This is a genomic window from Nonomuraea sp. NPDC005501 (assembly GCF_040605905.1).
Lineage (GTDB): Bacteria > Actinomycetota > Actinomycetes > Streptosporangiales > Streptosporangiaceae > Nonomuraea.
This window is the reverse complement of sequence record NZ_JBEXDT010000143.1, coordinates 1-14,786: the sequence shown is the minus strand read 5'-3', so window position 1 is coordinate 14,786 and position 14,786 is coordinate 1. Positions and strand designations below refer to the sequence as shown.

The 14,786-nt window shown below is 72.3% G+C and carries 16 protein-coding genes and 2 pseudogenes; 6 read left to right on the top strand and 12 right to left on the bottom strand.

Features of this window, described 5'->3' with window-relative positions; genetic code table 11:
* From ABZS51_RS39875 to ABZS51_RS39865, 3 genes are all read right to left on the bottom strand, one after another.
* On the bottom strand, positions 1-1,240 hold a 1,240-nt coding region (locus tag ABZS51_RS39875; protein ID WP_355452734.1), incomplete at its 3' end, for a C39 family peptidase.
* Between the two features lie 205 nt (positions 1,241-1,445).
* Positions 1,446-1,967, bottom strand: a complete 522-nt coding sequence (locus ABZS51_RS39870; protein ID WP_355452732.1) for a hypothetical protein — start codon at positions 1,965-1,967, stop codon at positions 1,446-1,448.
* Positions 1,968-2,053: 86 nt separating this feature from the next.
* Positions 2,054-2,497, bottom strand: a complete 444-nt coding sequence (locus ABZS51_RS39865; RefSeq protein WP_355452729.1) for a hypothetical protein — start codon at positions 2,495-2,497, stop codon at positions 2,054-2,056.
* 384 nt (positions 2,498-2,881) lie between these two features.
* On the opposite strand from ABZS51_RS39865, the gene ABZS51_RS39860 reads away from it, so the two are divergent.
* Entirely contained in the window at positions 2,882-3,124 is a 243-nt protein-coding gene (locus ABZS51_RS39860; RefSeq protein ID WP_355452726.1) for a hypothetical protein, read from the top strand.
* 121 nt (positions 3,125-3,245) lie between these two features.
* Here the strand turns inward: ABZS51_RS39860 and ABZS51_RS39855 are convergent.
* Positions 3,246-3,335, bottom strand: a pseudogene (locus tag ABZS51_RS39855) (transposase); the annotation flags it as partial.
* 81 nt (positions 3,336-3,416) lie between these two features.
* Between ABZS51_RS39855 and ABZS51_RS39850 the strand changes: the two are divergent.
* Entirely contained in the window at positions 3,417-3,557 is a 141-nt protein-coding gene (locus ABZS51_RS39850; RefSeq protein ID WP_355452737.1) for a hypothetical protein, read from the top strand.
* Positions 3,558-3,632: 75 nt separating this feature from the next.
* Positions 3,633-4,076 (top strand): GNAT family N-acetyltransferase, encoded by a 444-nt coding sequence (locus tag ABZS51_RS39845; protein WP_355452723.1) that lies wholly within the window; start codon positions 3,633-3,635, stop codon positions 4,074-4,076.
* A gap of 25 nt (positions 4,077-4,101) precedes the next feature.
* On the opposite strand, the gene ABZS51_RS39840 is transcribed toward ABZS51_RS39845, so the two are convergent.
* From ABZS51_RS39840 to ABZS51_RS39820, 5 genes are read right to left on the bottom strand one after another with little or no spacing between them, the layout of a single operon-like run.
* Positions 4,102-4,866 carry an amino acid ABC transporter ATP-binding protein gene (locus ABZS51_RS39840; protein ID WP_355452720.1) on the bottom strand — a complete coding sequence of 255 codons (765 nt, stop codon included), beginning with the start codon at positions 4,864-4,866 and terminating at the stop codon, positions 4,102-4,104.
* Complete coding sequence (locus ABZS51_RS39835; RefSeq protein WP_355452717.1) at positions 4,863-5,810, bottom strand: amino acid ABC transporter permease; 948 nt, start codon at positions 5,808-5,810, stop codon at positions 4,863-4,865. The genes ABZS51_RS39840 and ABZS51_RS39835 overlap by 4 nt, the downstream gene beginning before the upstream one ends.
* Positions 5,807-6,730, bottom strand: coding sequence for an ABC transporter substrate-binding protein (locus tag ABZS51_RS39830; RefSeq protein WP_310716968.1), 924 nt, complete (start codon positions 6,728-6,730; stop codon positions 5,807-5,809). The genes ABZS51_RS39835 and ABZS51_RS39830 overlap by 4 nt, the downstream gene beginning before the upstream one ends.
* Positions 6,723-7,535, bottom strand: coding sequence for a nitrilase-related carbon-nitrogen hydrolase (locus ABZS51_RS39825; RefSeq protein WP_355452714.1), 813 nt, complete (start codon positions 7,533-7,535; stop codon positions 6,723-6,725). Before ABZS51_RS39825 ends, ABZS51_RS39830 begins: the two co-directional genes overlap by 8 nt.
* Positions 7,532-8,473 (bottom strand): hypothetical protein, encoded by a 942-nt coding sequence (locus tag ABZS51_RS39820; RefSeq protein WP_355452711.1) that lies wholly within the window; start codon positions 8,471-8,473, stop codon positions 7,532-7,534. The genes ABZS51_RS39825 and ABZS51_RS39820 overlap by 4 nt, the downstream gene beginning before the upstream one ends.
* 106 nt (positions 8,474-8,579) lie before the next feature.
* On the opposite strand from ABZS51_RS39820, the gene ABZS51_RS39815 reads away from it, so the two are divergent.
* A complete protein-coding gene (locus tag ABZS51_RS39815; protein ID WP_355452708.1) occupies positions 8,580-9,932 on the top strand; it encodes an aminotransferase class I/II-fold pyridoxal phosphate-dependent enzyme in 1,353 nt (450 codons plus the stop codon).
* 48 nt (positions 9,933-9,980) lie between these two features.
* On the opposite strand, the pseudogene ABZS51_RS39810 reads toward ABZS51_RS39815, so the two are convergent.
* Positions 9,981-10,298: pseudogene (locus tag ABZS51_RS39810) on the bottom strand (MFS transporter); the annotation flags it as partial.
* Here ABZS51_RS39810 and ABZS51_RS39805 point away from each other — a divergent pair.
* The gene (locus ABZS51_RS39805) at positions 10,285-10,668 is read left to right on the top strand and encodes a hypothetical protein (protein ID WP_355452705.1); all 384 of its coding nucleotides are present in this window, start codon (positions 10,285-10,287) and stop codon (positions 10,666-10,668) included. The pseudogene ABZS51_RS39810 and the gene ABZS51_RS39805 sit on opposite strands and share 14 nt — an antisense overlap.
* Here the strand turns inward: ABZS51_RS39805 and ABZS51_RS39800 are convergent.
* Complete coding sequence (locus tag ABZS51_RS39800; protein WP_355452702.1) at positions 10,653-11,510, bottom strand: hypothetical protein; 858 nt, start codon at positions 11,508-11,510, stop codon at positions 10,653-10,655. The two genes, ABZS51_RS39805 and ABZS51_RS39800, sit on opposite strands and share 16 nt — an antisense overlap.
* 147 nt (positions 11,511-11,657) lie before the next feature.
* Here ABZS51_RS39800 and ABZS51_RS39795 point away from each other — a divergent pair, with 147 nt between their 5' ends.
* Entirely contained in the window at positions 11,658-12,668 is a 1,011-nt protein-coding gene (locus ABZS51_RS39795) for an NADP-dependent oxidoreductase (protein WP_355452699.1), read from the top strand.
* 34 nt (positions 12,669-12,702) lie between these two features.
* On the opposite strand, the gene ABZS51_RS39790 is transcribed toward ABZS51_RS39795, so the two are convergent.
* Positions 12,703-14,604, bottom strand: a complete 1,902-nt coding sequence (locus ABZS51_RS39790; RefSeq protein WP_355452696.1) for a cellulose binding domain-containing protein — start codon at positions 14,602-14,604, stop codon at positions 12,703-12,705.
* Between the last annotated feature and the right edge of the window lie 182 nt (positions 14,605-14,786).

The following is a 14,786-nucleotide window of genomic DNA, read 5'->3' as shown; positions in this document are numbered from 1 at the left end:
TCGCCGTCGTCACCAGGCAGTTGGCGACGCTCCGCAAGGGCACCGCCGAGCACACCCTGGCGAGCCACCGGCAGAGCGTGCTCAACCGGCAGGCGGCCCGCGGGTACACCCGGCGCACCGCGTCGTTGCCGGACGACGCCGGGTCGTTGGCGATCACGTCACCGGTGGAGGTGAAGCCGACGACCACCATGATGTGCCCGTTGGTCCCGTAGCCCGCGCCCGGCAGCTCGCCCTTCTTGAACGACTGCGACGTGATCACCGGGATGCCCGCGGAGATGAACCGTTCCAGCTCCGTGAGTGACCGCAGCCGCGTCACGAACCCGTCCATGCCGTACCGCCCCGCGTAGGCGGTGTTGAACGGCCAGTTGCCCGCCCCCTGGTAGGCGTGGTCGTAGCTGTAGCGCGCGGCGTAGTCCACCTCGGGGTCGGGATCCGAGGGGTCCACCCAGGCGGTGTCCGCGGCGCTCGGCCCCTGGCCCCAGTAGCCGAGGACCATCGTGGTCGAGGTGGGGCTGCACCACGCCTGGCCGCCGCCGTCCCATTCGGGGTAGTGGCCCTCGTGGACGTTCTGCGAGCGGCGCGGCACGGGCAGCTCGACGCCCCACGCGCCGCCGGCCGGGCTGGCGGGCACGGTCTTGCGCTCGGGCACGTTGGAGGCCATCGCGCCGAGCGTGCGCACCCGGGGCGTGAGGCCGGAGCCGGGCGTCCGGTAGAGGGTGAGGCGGAGCTGGTAGGCGTTGATCTGGCGGCCGGCCGCGGCGACCAGCGTGTCGACGGAGACGGTGGCGTCGGCGTCGCCCTGGCCGGGCACCGAGGTGCGGCGGATGGCGTCCTCTCCGTACGCCCAGCGGCCGAGCACGTACCACTTGGTCAGCCCCGCGGCGTTGCGGGCACGCGCCTCGACCTGCATCCAGCTCCCGGCCGGGATGTCGGCGGTCCAGGAGGCGATCAGCTCGGTGGCGGGGAAGCCGACCTGCTCCTCGGGGCCGGTCCAGCGGGCGTACTCCCACGTCCTGGTGCCGAGCGCGTCGGTGTAGGAGGTGGTGCCGGCCGCGGAGGCGAAGGACAGGCCGTCGCCGTCGCCGGCGGTCCCCTCGGGGGCGCCGGTGGAGAAGTCGGACCGCCGGTAGGCGACATCCGAGGTGCCGGCCGCCGGTTTGGCCCGGACCGCTCCAGCGGCGGGACCGGTAAAGGTCGTGACCACTAAGACGGTGGAGACGAACATGGATAAAGCGCGCATGTAGCCACCTTGCTCGGACGCCGCTCGACGCGGCAGACAGTAAACAGATCAGGCATGCGACCGCATCGGGAGATCTACGTATGGCCAGCAAGAGGACCATGTTTCTCCCGGTTCGTGAACAGGCTGTCAGCGGTCCGTGACCGCCTTTCGGGGGCTTCTCCCGCTCGCTGTCCGTTCCCGAAATCACCCGAAATCCGGTGAATCACTACTCTGCCGGCATCCCGTCGAGGAGCTCGGCGAGGAGGGCCGCGTCGATCGCGCCCGAGGGCGTGTGGGCGCCCGCCAGCACGGAGGCCGCGAGGGGATGCCCGGCGTCGGCGGCGCGCCGCAGCCACTTCTCGGCCTCCGTGTCCTCCCGCTTGGCGCGGTGCGCGCTGGCGAGCCGGTACGCGGCTCCGGCGTGGCCCCGGTCGGCCGCCAGCCGGAAGAAGAACATCGCGCAGCTCGGCCGGGGAGGGTCGGCTTCCTGGTAGCCGACGCCGTGGAGATAGGCGTGCCCGGCGGCGCGCTCCTGGGGGCGGGGATGGTTGAACAGCTCGGTGGCCTCGTGCCTGCCGGCGTCGCCCGCCCGGCGCAGCCAGTCGCGCGCCACGTCCGGCTGGTTCCTCAGCAGCGTGACCACGGCCAGCCGCATGCAGTCCAGCCCGTCGCCGGGGTCGCTCCGGCGCAGCAGGCGCAGGCCGGTCCTGCCGTAGATCCGCAGCAGCTCCCGGTCCTCCTCGGACACGGGCTCCACCGGGTCCGGCCCCTGCTAGGGCACCTGCGCCACCGGCTGGTCCGCGTACGCGGCGACCGCCCGGGCCGCGTACTCGGTCATCGCTCGGGTCTCGTGCTCCGCGACGGTCCGCGGGGCGGAGGCAACATGGTGGTGGCGGGTGGGGCGACGGCGAGCGCGGTGGCTCCGCTCAGCGCGGGGAGAGGGGTGAGCGCGGCGGCGGCCCCGCCGGCGTCCTGCGCGGCCCGCCAGTGCTCGTTCCACGCCTGGACGTCGCCCATGCCGCCCACGTCCAGACCCGCCTGCCGGGCCGCGGCGGCGCAGGCCGTGACGAACGCGTACACGAACGGCCACTTCGGCACCCGCTTCCGCTTGCCGGTGAGGACGTCGGACACGGTGCTCTTGCGCAGCTCCAGGTGCGGTCCGTTGGAGCGTGACAACCGGCACAGCTCCGACAGCGCCGGGTATCCGGCCAGCGCGTGCAATTCCCTGAGCCGCATGACGAAGGGGCACGGCACCCCGTCGCGAGGTAGTTCGGTCATCGCCCCAGCCGAAAATGAGTGATCTTTGATAAACGGCGGATAACAGGAGTCATCCTGGCACCGCTGGACGCACAAGCACGGCCAGATCCGAGATTTCCGATTGTCCGGGATCAACCGGTGACTTTGCCGTGTGAGAGCTCGTCTGTTGCCGCACACTTCCGCACGCAGCCGGACGCGCCCGCACGGCGGCGAATGCTTCCGGACGGTTCCGGACGATCCCGGATGATGAGCGCCGCTCATTCTTCGCTTTTATATAGCCTTTTGTCCGGATACAGCGGTATTTGCTCCGGAGTTGTCCGGAGGCGTTTGGACCGGTGGCACCCGAGCCGTTCTCCTCGGCATCGTTGGCCGCATCCCGATCGCCGACCATGGAGACGAGAGCTCATGCCGTGCGCCGCCGCCGCTCCGCACACCTTCCTGCGCGTCACCGGTGACCGGCGGCCGGGCCGTCCGCCGTGGCCGTGGGCCCACGACGACGACCAGCTCCTCATCCTTCTGGTGACGACCTGGGCGCTGGCCACGGGCCGCACGCCTCCCGGCCGCCCCGCCGACCGGCTGACGGCCGAGGAGCTGATCGAGTTCTGGGCCGACGAGCAGACCGCCGCCGGCCACCCTCCGACGCTCTGACCCACCTCGCTTCAGCGGGATCTGGTGTGGAACCTCAGGCGTTCACGCCCGGGAGGGAACGACAGCGTGGGAGGGCTTCCAGGTCCGAGTGGTGCTGTGACGGCCGGTTCATGTGAGTGGATCAGTCCGGCCGTTTCTGGTTTTCGATGTACTCCTTGATGATCGACAGTGGGGCGTCGCCGTAGGAGGCGGCGAAGTAGGAGGGGGACCAGAAGTGCCCGTTCCACAGATATTTGGCGCATGTGCGGGCCGAGCTCGTTGCGCAGGAGTCGGGCTTGACGAAAGGACACCCATGGTCGTCGTCATCGTGTCGGGGGCGGTGGTGGTGCTGTTGCGCGCGGGCGTCGGCGTCGAAGGCGCGACGGCCCTCCTGGCGGCGATCACGGCGTGCGTCGCCGGCGTCGCCCGCCACCTGCACCCCCGCACCGGTTAGCCGTACGTGGAGAAACCAGTCGTACCGGGAGAAAAGGATGGTACGCGCGCCCGGCGGACGGCCATCATGGACCCCATGGCCATCCGCACCGCCGGCCCCGGCGACCTGCCCGACCTGCTTTCCCTGGCTGTCGCCTTCTACGCGGAGGACGGCTTCACCACCTCGCGCGACGACCTGCGCGCCAACCTGGCCCACCTGGTCGCCTCGCCCGCCGCCCGCGTCGCGGTGAGCGAGGCGGAGGGCCGCGTCGTCGCGTTCGCGATCACCACGACCTCCTTCGGGCTGGAGTCGGGGCTGATCGCCGAGCTCGAGGACCTGTACGTCGTCCCGGAGGCGCGCCGGCGGGGCGAGGCGGAGCGGCTCATCGACGACAGCCTGCGCTGGGCTGCCGGACAGGGATGCGCGGCGGTCGAGATCGTCGTCGCCCCCAACGGCCTGGACGTGAGCCACCTGTTCGCCTACTACGGCAAGCGCGGCTTCCGCGACGAGGGCCGCCGCCTCCTCACACATCCCCTGTGAGCGACACATCCCGTGTGAGCGCCGGTCAGAGGACCTTGCTGAGGAAGGCGCGGGTGCGGGGGTTGCTCGGGTTGTCCAGCACCTCGGCGGGCGGCCCCGACTCCACGACGACGCCGCCGTCCATGAAGACCACCCGGTCCGCCACCTCCCGCGCGAACCCGACCTCGTGCGTGACGACGAGCATGGTGAGCCCGTCGTGGGCCAGGTCCTTCATGGTGGCGAGCACCTCGCCCACCAGCTCGGGGTCGAGCGCGCTGGTCGGCTCGTCGAACAGCATGAGCTTGGGCTCCATGGCCAGCGCGCGGGCGATGGCGACGCGCTGCTGCTGGCCGCCGGAGAGCTGCCGGGGGTAGCTGCCCGCCTTGTCGCTCAGCCCGACCCGCTCCAGCAGGGCCGCGGCGCGGGCACGGGCCTTGGCGCGGGACTCGCGGCGCACCCCGACGGGCGCCTCCATGACGTTCTGTACCACCGTGAAGTGCGGGAACAGGTTGAACTGCTGGAAGACCATGCCGATCTCCCTGCGCTGGCGGGTGATGTCGCGGTCGCGCAGGTGGTGGACCCGGCCGCCGGAGGCGGAGAATCCGATCAGCTCCCCGTCGACGTGGATGGCGCCGCCGTCGATCGTCTCCAGGTGGTTCACGCAGCGCAGGAACGTCGACTTGCCGGACCCCGACGGCCCCAGGATGACGACGACCTCGCCCCGCCCGACGGTCAGGTCGATGCCCTTGAGCACCTCCAGGTGGCCGAAGCTCTTGCGGACGGCCCGCGCGTGGACCATGGGCATGCTCATGACGGCGTCTCCTCGCGGGTCGGGGCGGCGGCCGGGCGCCGTCGGCGCAGCAGCAGGAAGTTCCAGAAGCTCTGCGGGGCGTTGCGGGTGGCGCCGCGCGCGTAGTGCCGCTCGATGAACGACTGCCCGACGTACAGGACGGACGTGATCACGAGGTACCAGACGCACGCGACGATCAGCAGCGGGATGGTCTGGAAAGTGCGGTTGTAGATGGCCTGCACGGTGTAGAGCAGGTCGGCCAGGGCGATGACGCTGACCAGCGAGGTGGCCTTCAGCATGCTGATGACCTGGCTGCCGGTCGGCGGCACGATGAACCGCATCGCCTGCGGCATGACGATCCGCCGGAACGTGCGCCCCCGGCTCATGCCGAGCGCCGACGCGGCCTCCGACTGGCCGGGGTCCACCGACAGCAGCCCGCCGCGGATGATCTCCGCCATGTACGCGGCCTCGTTCAGCCCGAGGCCCAGGACGGCGGCCAGCAGCGGCGTGATCAGCTGGTTGGTGTCGGCCGTCAGGAACTCCGGCCCGAACGGCACTCCGAACGAGATCCGCGGCATCAGGGCCGACAGGTTGTACCAGAGCACGAGTTGCACCAGCACGGGCGTGCCCCGGAAGAACCACACGTACAGCCCGGAGACCAGCCGCGCGACCGGGTTGTGCGACAGCCGGCCCATCGCGACGAGCACCCCGCCGACCACGCCGACGGCCATGGCGATGACCGTCAGGAAGAGGGTCGTCATGATGCCGGCGCCGATCACCTGGGCGTTCAGGTAGCGGCCGACCACGTCCCACTGGAAGTTGGGGTTGGTGACGAGGAGGCTGACGAGCTGCGCGGCCAGGACCAGCAGCACGGCCGAGGCCACCCAGCGCAGCGGGTGGCGCGTGCGGGAGGCTCCCGCGACGTCGACCTCCGGGGGCGAGCTCCGCTCGGTGACGGCCGTCACGACTGCGCCGCCAGGTTGACGCCGGCCTGCTTGATCATGTTGCCGCCGGTGCCCCACTTCTTCATGACCTTCTCGTACGTGCCGTCGTCGATCAGCTTCTGGAAGCCGTCCTTGACCACCTCACGCAGCGGGGAGTCCTTGGCGACGACGGCTCCCTGGTAGAGGTCGTCGAAGCCGTTGGCCTTGCCGGTCCCGGCCAGCTCCAGCTCGCCGCCCGACTGCTGCGTGAAGTACGTCAGCGGGGCCTGGGAGGAGAAGAACGCGTCGGCGCGGTTGGAGCGGACCGCCAGGATCGAGGTGGGCTGGTCCTTGTACGACTGCACCTCGATCTTCTGCTTGCCGTCCTTGACGCAGGTGGCGGACTGGCCCTTGATCACCTTCTCCGCGGAGCCGCCGGACATGACGGAGATCCGCAGCCCGCACGTGTCGGCGATCGACTGGATGCCGCGCGGGTTGCCCTTCGGCACGGCGAAGACCACGAACTCCTGCACCCAGTCGACGAAGTCGTTGGCGACCTGGCGCTCGGGGAAGTCGCCGACCGGGCCGAGGGCCAGGTCGTAGCGGCCCGCCTTGATGCCGGTGAGCAGGCTGGGCAGCCCGTCCACGGTCACGTGCTCGATCTTGACGCCGAGCAGCCCGCTCAGCTCCGCCGACAGGTCGGCGGTCACGCCGGTCAGCGACTTGCCGTCGGTGCCCGCGATCTCGTACGGGGGGAAGGAGCCGTTGTTGACCGAGACCAGCCTGCCCGCCGTCTTCACCTTGTCGGGCAGGCGGTCGTACAGGGCCTGGTCCTTGGCGTGGGTGGCGGCGGCCGGGGCGGAGGAGGCGGCGCCGACCGCGCCCTCGCTCTCCGGCGGGTTGGCGCCGCAGCCGGCCAGCAGCAGGGCGGTCGCCACGACGGCGGGGGTCGTCTTACGCATCGAGGCTCCTCGGGCTGGGGTTCACGGTGAAGCGCCGGTTGGCGAGGACGGGGAGGGTGAGGCGGGCCTGCGCGAGGTCCTCGGCCGAGGCCGTGCCCCACAGCAGGCCGGGCGTGTCGCCGAGCCGGGCCCGGCAGACGCCGAGCGGGTCGACGAACATGCTCGCGCCGATGTTGCGGCGGCCGCACTCGCCGGAGGCGGCCACGTAGTACGTGTTCTCCAGGGCGCGGGCGGTGACCATGACCTCCCAGTGCCACTCCTTGGCGGGGCCGCGCACCCAGGCGGCGGGCAGCGCCACGACCTGGGCGCCCTGGTCGGCGAGGAGCCGGGCCATCTCGGGGAAGCGCACGTCGTAGCAGGTCATCAGGCCGACCTTCCAGCCGGCGCAGTCGAGGACGACGGGAGAGTCGTCGCTCGCGAGCACGTTGTCGGACTCGCGCCGGCCGAACGCGTCGTACAGGTGCAGCTTGCGGTAGGTGGCGACGATCTCGCCGTCGCGCAGCGCGACCAGCGTGTTGATCACCCGGCCGTCGTCGGCGGGCTGGTGCATGCCCACGATGACCGTGGTGGCGGTGCCGCGGGTCCGCTGGGCCAGGCCGGTGACGAACGGGCCGTCGAGCGGCTGCGCCGCCTGCCTGATCCGTACCGGGTCGTCCACGAACAGGGCCATCGCGCCCTCGGGCAGGACGAGCAGGTCGGCGTTCCCGGCGACGGCCTCGTCGAGCAGGCCGGCGCACGCCTTCAGATTGGCCTCCCAGTCCTCGCCCGAGGCGAACTGGCCGACGGCCACGCGCAGATCCTTCATGCGGTGAAGACCTCCTTCGGGTCGATGGGGGAGGCGGCGATGCCCTGGGCGTGCAGCTCCTCGCAGAAGGCCGCGGTCATCGCGGCGTTGGCGCCGGCGCCGTACGGCATCCAGTCCTCGCCGAACACCTCGCTGGTGCGGCTGAGGCCGGCCAGCAGCCACGGGGTGGTGTCGGCGAGCAGCCGCCGCCGCGCCACCCAGTGCCGCTTGGACTCCTCGAACAGCTCCTGTACGGCCTCCGGCAGCCAGGGGTGCCGCCGGACGACCTCGCTCCTGATCGTCACCAGGTGGATGCCGGGGACGAACCCGTGGCGGCGGTAGTAGTCCAGCTCGGCCGCCGGGTGGTCGGCCAGCAGGTGACGGAACCGGCTCTGCGGCGTGAAGAAGCCGCGGGGCATGAACGGCGTCATGAGGGCGTCGATCCGGCCGGCGGCCAGGTCCTCGGCGAGCGAGCCGTCGGTCACGCCGACGTTGGCCGGCAGCGCGCCCTGGCCGACCCGGTCCTTGCCCGGCTCGGGGGCGTCCACGGCGCCGACCGTCCACGTGATGCCGCCCAGGCCGACGCCGGCCTCCCGCAGCAGCGCCCGGGTCCAGGTGTTGCCGGAGTCGGGCCAGCCGGTGAGGCCGACGCGGGCACCCTTGAGGTCGGCGAGGTCACCGGCGTCGCTGTCGCGGCGCACCAGCACGCACCGCTGCCGGAAGCCGCGCATCACGAACACGGGCAGGCCGACCAGCCGGTCGTCGCCCCGGGCCCGGCCGAGCACGTACCTGCTGAAGGACGTCTCCCCGCCGTCCAGCTCGGGCTCGGCCAGCACGTCCGGCGTGCTGTCCCTGGACTCCAGGGCCAGCTCGAACGCCCGGGGGCGGACCGCGCCCGTCACCACGGGCACGAGGTGGTCCCAGTCACGCAGGGCGAGCCGGATGAGGGGTTTAGTCACAATGCTCCCTTTCGTGCTGCATTGCGCTGTACTTTATGTTCGGGAACTTTGGTGGTACAAGATGCACTTTGTTCCTGAACAACGTTTTGTCCGAAACGGAGGCTCTGTGGAGATCGATCCCGGCTGGCTCGCGACTCAGGTCCGCGAGCCCAGCGCTCGCGGAGTCGCCACGTCCCTGATCGACCTGATCCGGGAGGGCGCGCTGCGTCCCGGCGCGCGCCTGCCGACGGTTCGGCAACTGGCCCGCCTGCTCGGCGTCAGCCCGGGAACCGTCGCCGAAGCCTGGAGCGAGCTGCGCAAACACCGCATGATCAGCACCGACAGGCGGCGCGGGACCGTGGTGCTCGGACCGCCCGGCGTGCAGCACCCCGCCCGGTACGAGCGGATCGGGAACTTCGGCGGCAGGCTCGCCATCGACCTGGCCATCGCCGCCCCCGACCGGACGCTGCTGCCGCCCCTCGGCGCCGCGCTCGCCGCCGCGGCCGCCACCGACGGCCTCAACGACTACACCCGCGAGACGATCACGCCCCGGCTGCGGGCCGCGGTCGAACCCACCTGGCCGTTCCCCGCACAGTCCTGGCTCGCGCTCGGCGGCGGCTACGAGGGGCTCCAGCTCCTCCTCCAGACCACCGCACTGCCCGGAGACCGCGTCGCCATCGAGGAGCCGACGGCCGCCCGGCTGCTCGACATCCTGGAGTTGATCGGCGTCGAGGTGCTCCCGGTGGCCTGCGACGAGGACGGCCCCGTCCCCGCCGCGCTCGCCGAAGCCCTGCGGGCCAGCCCGGTGGCCTTCGTCCACCAGCCGCGCGGCCACTCGCCGTGCGGCCACGCCGTGTCCGCGGAGCGCTCGGCCGAGCTGGCGGAACTGCTCGCCCCCACCACCACCCTGGTCGTCGAGGACGACGGGATCGGCGACCTGTCGGTGGCGCCGCTGCACAGCATCGGCGCGCGGCTGCCCGGCCGTACGGTGCTGGTGCGCTCGTACTCGAAGTCACACGGCCCCGACCTGCGGCTCGCCGTCATCGGCGGGGCGGCCGACGCGGTGGAGCGGGTCCGGGTCCTGCGCAGCTACGGCACCGGCTGGAGCAGCCGGATCCTCCAGGACACCCTGGCCGGGCTGCTCGCGGACCCGGACGCGCGGGAGGCGGTGGAGCGGGCCCGCGAGACGTACGCCCGCCGCCGCGCCGCCCTCGTCGGGCGCCTCACGGCCCGCGGGGTCACGGTGGGCGGGCGGGACAGCCTCGTGCTGTGGGTGCCGGTCCACGACGAGCCGGAGGCCCTGGTCACGCTGGCGGCCCACGGCATCTCGGCCGCTCCGGGCAGCCGCTACCTGGTACGGCCGGGTCGCCCGCACATCCGCCTGGCGATCGCCCGGCTCACGGAGGACCCGGGGGAGCTGGACGACCTGGCGGACGTGATCGCCCTGGCCGCCAAACGCCCCGGCCCGGACCGGCACTGACCGGCACCGGCGGTGTCTCCAGCCGCGCCACCCGCCCGCCGGCACCGCTCACCGCCGGGCGGTGAGCACGGCGAGCGCGGCGGCGGCGAAGAAGGCGGCGCCGCCCACGACGACATGAGTCTGCAGGCCGGTCACGAGATCGCCGCGCGCCACCAGCGTGCCGGCCACCTGGGCGGGTATGTCCAGCCCGGACCGGCCGCCGGACGCCGCGGGCGCCGGGACGTACCTCAGGGTCAGCAGGAAGCCCAGGAGGCCGAAGGGCACGTTGGCGTAGAACACCCACCGCCAGCCGACGGTGAAGACCAGCACGCCACCGAGCACCGGACCGGCGGCGGCGGCGATCCCGGCGACCATGCCCCACACGCCGAACGCGCGCGCCCGCCTGCTCGCGGCGCTGGTGGACGACGGCGTCGTGGCCCATGCCGGCGGCGGTTACCGGATCACCCAGGCGGGCCTCGGCAAGCTGGAAGCCTTCGGGGTCGACGTCGAGGAGTTCTCCCGGCGGCGGCCGGCCATCCGGTACTGCGTCGACTGGGGCGAGAACCGCCACCACCTCGCCGGTGCGCTCGGCGCGGCCATGGCCGACCGGCTGTTCGCGCTGGAGTGGCTACGCCGGGGACGGGCCCGGCGGGTCGTCCACATCACCGACACGGGCCGCGCCGGCCTGCACGAGACCTTCGGCGTGCCCCTCGACTGGGACAGCCCGCCGGCGCAGACGGCTCAAGCGGGCGGCTGACCGGTGGAGGTCCTCAGCGCCGCGCCCATGTCGAGCAGGCCGGCGTCGACGACGGCGCGGCCGAAGGGGCGGGCCAGCTCGGCCAGCCGCTCGCAGCCGTCCTCGCCGAGGACGCCGTAGGCGGGCAGGGCGAGGGCGTCGGTGCGGTCCTCGATGTGCTGACGCAGAGCCCTGCCCTCGGCGCTGAGCCCGTCCTCGGCGAGGAGGCCGCGCTCGCGGAGGCGTCGCTCCGCGGCGGCCCACTCGTCCTCCGGCCAGGCGCGGGTGACCCGGAGGACGGCGGAGGGCACCTCGCCGCCGGCGCCGTGCAGCACCAGGGCCTCCAGCCCGCTCACGCCCTCGCTGAGCAGCAGCGCGACGTGGCCGTCGCCACGGAACTCGCGCAGCAGTGTCTGAGCGTGCCACAGCTGCCGGATCGGCTCGTCCGGCCAGGGCAGGGCGGCGTGCGCGGCGAACAGCGGGCGGCCCTCCAGGTGGTCGCAGGCCGCGACGGCCGCCCGCCGCGCGAGGCCGGCCGCCTCGTCGAGGCCGGGCAGCTCGTGGATGCCCGCCCGGCGCAGGGCCTCAGCGGCGGCGTCGGCCCGGGCGGTCAGCATGTCCTCGGGGGTGACCACGTTCCAGGCGGCCGGCAGCGCCTGCCGGACGAGGGCGGGCCGGAAGTTGTAGAAGGTCGCGATGACCTGCTCGGCCGTGGCGCGCCCCAACGCCGCGCCCCGGGAGGCGAAGTACCCGGCCCTGCCCTTGAGTCCGAGCTCGGCGTAGCGGCGGGCCGCTTCGGGGACGAAATAGATCATGCCGTGGACCGGCTCCAGCCGCCGCCACGCCTGCCGTGCAGCCTTCATGCGTACCGTCCTCCAGAATGCGCAAACCGACCAGTCGGTGCACCGAACTTAGTTCTGCTGTGGGTCCGGGTCAATGGCCGGGTGGCTCTTCCGAATTTGGGCACAACGCCTCAAAACGGTCATAACTCACAAATCCGGAGTCGTGTCATGTCGGTACCCAGCCGTGAGGTTCACCTGGTCGCCCGCCCCTCCGGCGAGCCCAAGCCGGCCGACTTCGCCCTCGTCGAGGCGACGCTCCCCGATCCGGGCCAGGGGCAGATCCTCGTGCGCAACGACTGGATGTCCGTCGACCCCTACATGCGCGGCCGGATGAACGACGTCAAGTCGTACGTCCCGCCGTTCCGGCTCGGCGAGGCGATGGACGGCGGCGCGGTCGGCACCGTCATCGTCTCCAACGCCGAGAGCGTGCCGGTCGGCGCGACCGTGCTGCACTCCGGCGGCTGGCGGGAGCACGCGGTCCTCGACGCCTCCCAGGCGCGGGTCGTGGACACCGCGATCGCGCCGCCGCAGACCTACCTGGGCGTGCTCGGCATGGTCGGCCTGACCGCCTACGCCGGGCTCAAGGAGGTCGCGCCGGTCAAGGAGGGCGACGTCGTGTTCATCTCGGGCGCGGCCGGAGCCGTCGGGCTCATCGCCGGTCGGGTGGCCCGGCACCTGGGCGCGTCCAAGGTGATCGGCTCCGCCGGCGGCCCGGCCAAGACCAGGCGCCTGGTGGAGGAGTTCGGCTATGACGCCGCCATCGACTACCGCGCCGGGGACCTGCCCGGCCAGCTCGCGGACGCCGCGCCCGACGGCGTCGACGTCTACTTCGACAACGTCGGCGGCGACCACCTCCAGGCCGCCCTCGGCGCGCTCAACACCTTCGGCAGGGTCGCGCTCTGCGGCGCCATCTCCCAGTACAACGCCACCGAGCCCGTCCCCGGCCCCAGCAACCTCTTCCTGGCCGTGGGCAAGCGGCTGACCCTGCGCGGCTTCCTCGTCCGCGACCACCAGCACCTGGCCGCCGAGTACGTCCCGCTCGCCGCCGCCTGGCTCCGCGACGGAACCCTGCGCAGCGAGGAGACGGTCGTCGACGGCCTCGACAACGCCGTCGACGCCTTCCTCGGCCTCCTCCACGGAGCCAACACCGGCAAGATGCTCATCCGGCTGAGCTCCTGAGCTGCTGAAGGCCGTCAACTCCGGCAAGGGCCGGTCAGGCCGTGTGGCAGGTCGTGCCGTTCAGGGTGAAGACCGGCGGCAGGAGGTCGGGGCCGGTGTACCCGGCGACGAAGCCCACGCTCACGCTGCCCCCGCCCGCCGCCAGCTTGCCGTTGGAGTCCAGGCTGGTGGCCTTGACCGTGCGGCCGTTCTGCTCCCAGTTCGCGTTCCAGCCGCCGTTCATCCGCTGCCATCCGGTCGGCCAGTCGAACGTGAGCGTCCAGCCGTCGATCGCGGCCGGCCCGGTGTTGGTGATGTCCACAGCCGCGACGTAGCCGCTGCCCCAGTCGCCGTTGGCGCCGAACCTCACCGTGCACGTGCTCGTGGCCGGGCTGCCGGTGGTGAACGTGAGCGGCGGCGAGGCCCAGCTCACGTTGCCGGCCGTGTCGCGGGCCAGCACGTTGACGGTGTACCGGGTGCCGGGGGTGAGGTTCGCGACGGTGAACGACGTGCCGGCGCTCTCGCCGAGCTGCTCGTCGGTCGCGCCGTTCTGCCGGTGGACCTCGTACTTGGCGACGGGGTGCGCGCCGGCGGCCGACGCCGTCCAGGAGAGGGTGGCGGCGCGGTCGGTGACGCCGGAGGCGGCGGGCCGGCCGGGAGCTCCGGGCGCCCCGGTGACCTGGCTCGCCGGGTGCAGCACGAGCGTGGTCAGCGAGTACGGCGGCAGTGTCCGGCTCCTCGCGGTGCCCGTCTGACCCGTGGTGACGGCGGTGCCGCCGTTGACGTACGAGTACACGGTCGGGGCGGCGGCGGCCGGGGTGTAGCCGGTGTAGTCGATGGAGACCGTGCGGGCGTTGTCGGGGTCCCTGTTGACCAGCAGCACCGCGAGGTCGCCGTTGCCCCGGCGCGCGGCGTGCGCGGTGACCAGCGGCTCGTCCGTGCCCGCCCGGACGAACTGGTCGCCGGGTCGGACGAAGGCGTTCATCATGGCCAGGCCGTGGTACGGCGCGAACGGCGTGTTCAGCGGCGGCTCGCAGGTCGTGCCGTCGGCCAGGCAGGTGCCGCTGGACAGCAGGCCGAAGTCGCCGTAGTCGCTCTGGCCCGCCACCGTCGAGACCGTGCCGATGCCGTTGTGGACATTCCACCACTGGACCGTGAAGACGCCGCTCTCCAGCAGCCCGCTGTAGGCGTCGGCGAGGAACAGCGCGCCCGGCTGGGTGTTCTGGCCCACCCCCACGTTCATCTCGGTCAGGCTGATGCCGATGCGCCCGGCGCCGGCCGGGGCGTACCGGGTGATCTGCTCGCGCGTCGCGTGCACCATGTCGGTGATCTGCTCCGGCTTGGCCAGCGCCTCGGCGGCCGTGCTGCCGCCCGGGTACCAGTGCACGTCCACGAAGTCGATCTTCGATCCGGCGACGGACAGCACGGTCTGGTTCCACGTGGCCGGGTCGCCGCCGGCGACGATGCCGTCCGGCCAGTTCCCCGGCGCGGTGAGCACCGCGCCGACCTTGATGCCGGGGTCGACGGCCTTCATCGCGTCGGCGAAGGCGACGACGCCGTTGGCGTACGCCGTGGGGCTCTTGTCCGCGTGCTCGTCCGCCTCCCAGTCGGCGCCGTAGTGGCCGTTGCCGTAGTTCTCGTTGCCGACGGTCCAGTACGTGGCCCCGTACTTCTTGGTCACGTTGGCGTACCGGACCCAGTCGGCCGCCTCCTCGGGGGTCCCGGTGCCGTAGTTGGCGATGATCATCGGCTGTGCGCCCATCCGCCGTACGGAGGCCATGAAGGTGTCGAAGTCGGTCCCCGGGGCGACGTAGCCGCCGGGTGCGGTGTGGTCCCTCCAGTGGTAGATGTCGCCGTAGGAGCCGCCGGGATAGCGGACCATCCGCACCCCCGCGCCCTTCAGCAGGTCCGACACCGCCGTGGTGCCCAGCTCCTTGTCCCAGATGGCGTCGTTCACCCCGAGCCCGGTGTCGGGCATGGCCGCGAGCCCCGCGCGGGCGTTCACGGTGACGCTCACCGGCGCGGCGGCCGCGCTCGCGGCCGTGCTCGCCTGATGGCTTCGCTCCGACTTGCCTTCTCATATGTCGAGACGGCAGTATCGGCCTATGGACAACTCTAGCGGAGTCGGAGTACTCGACA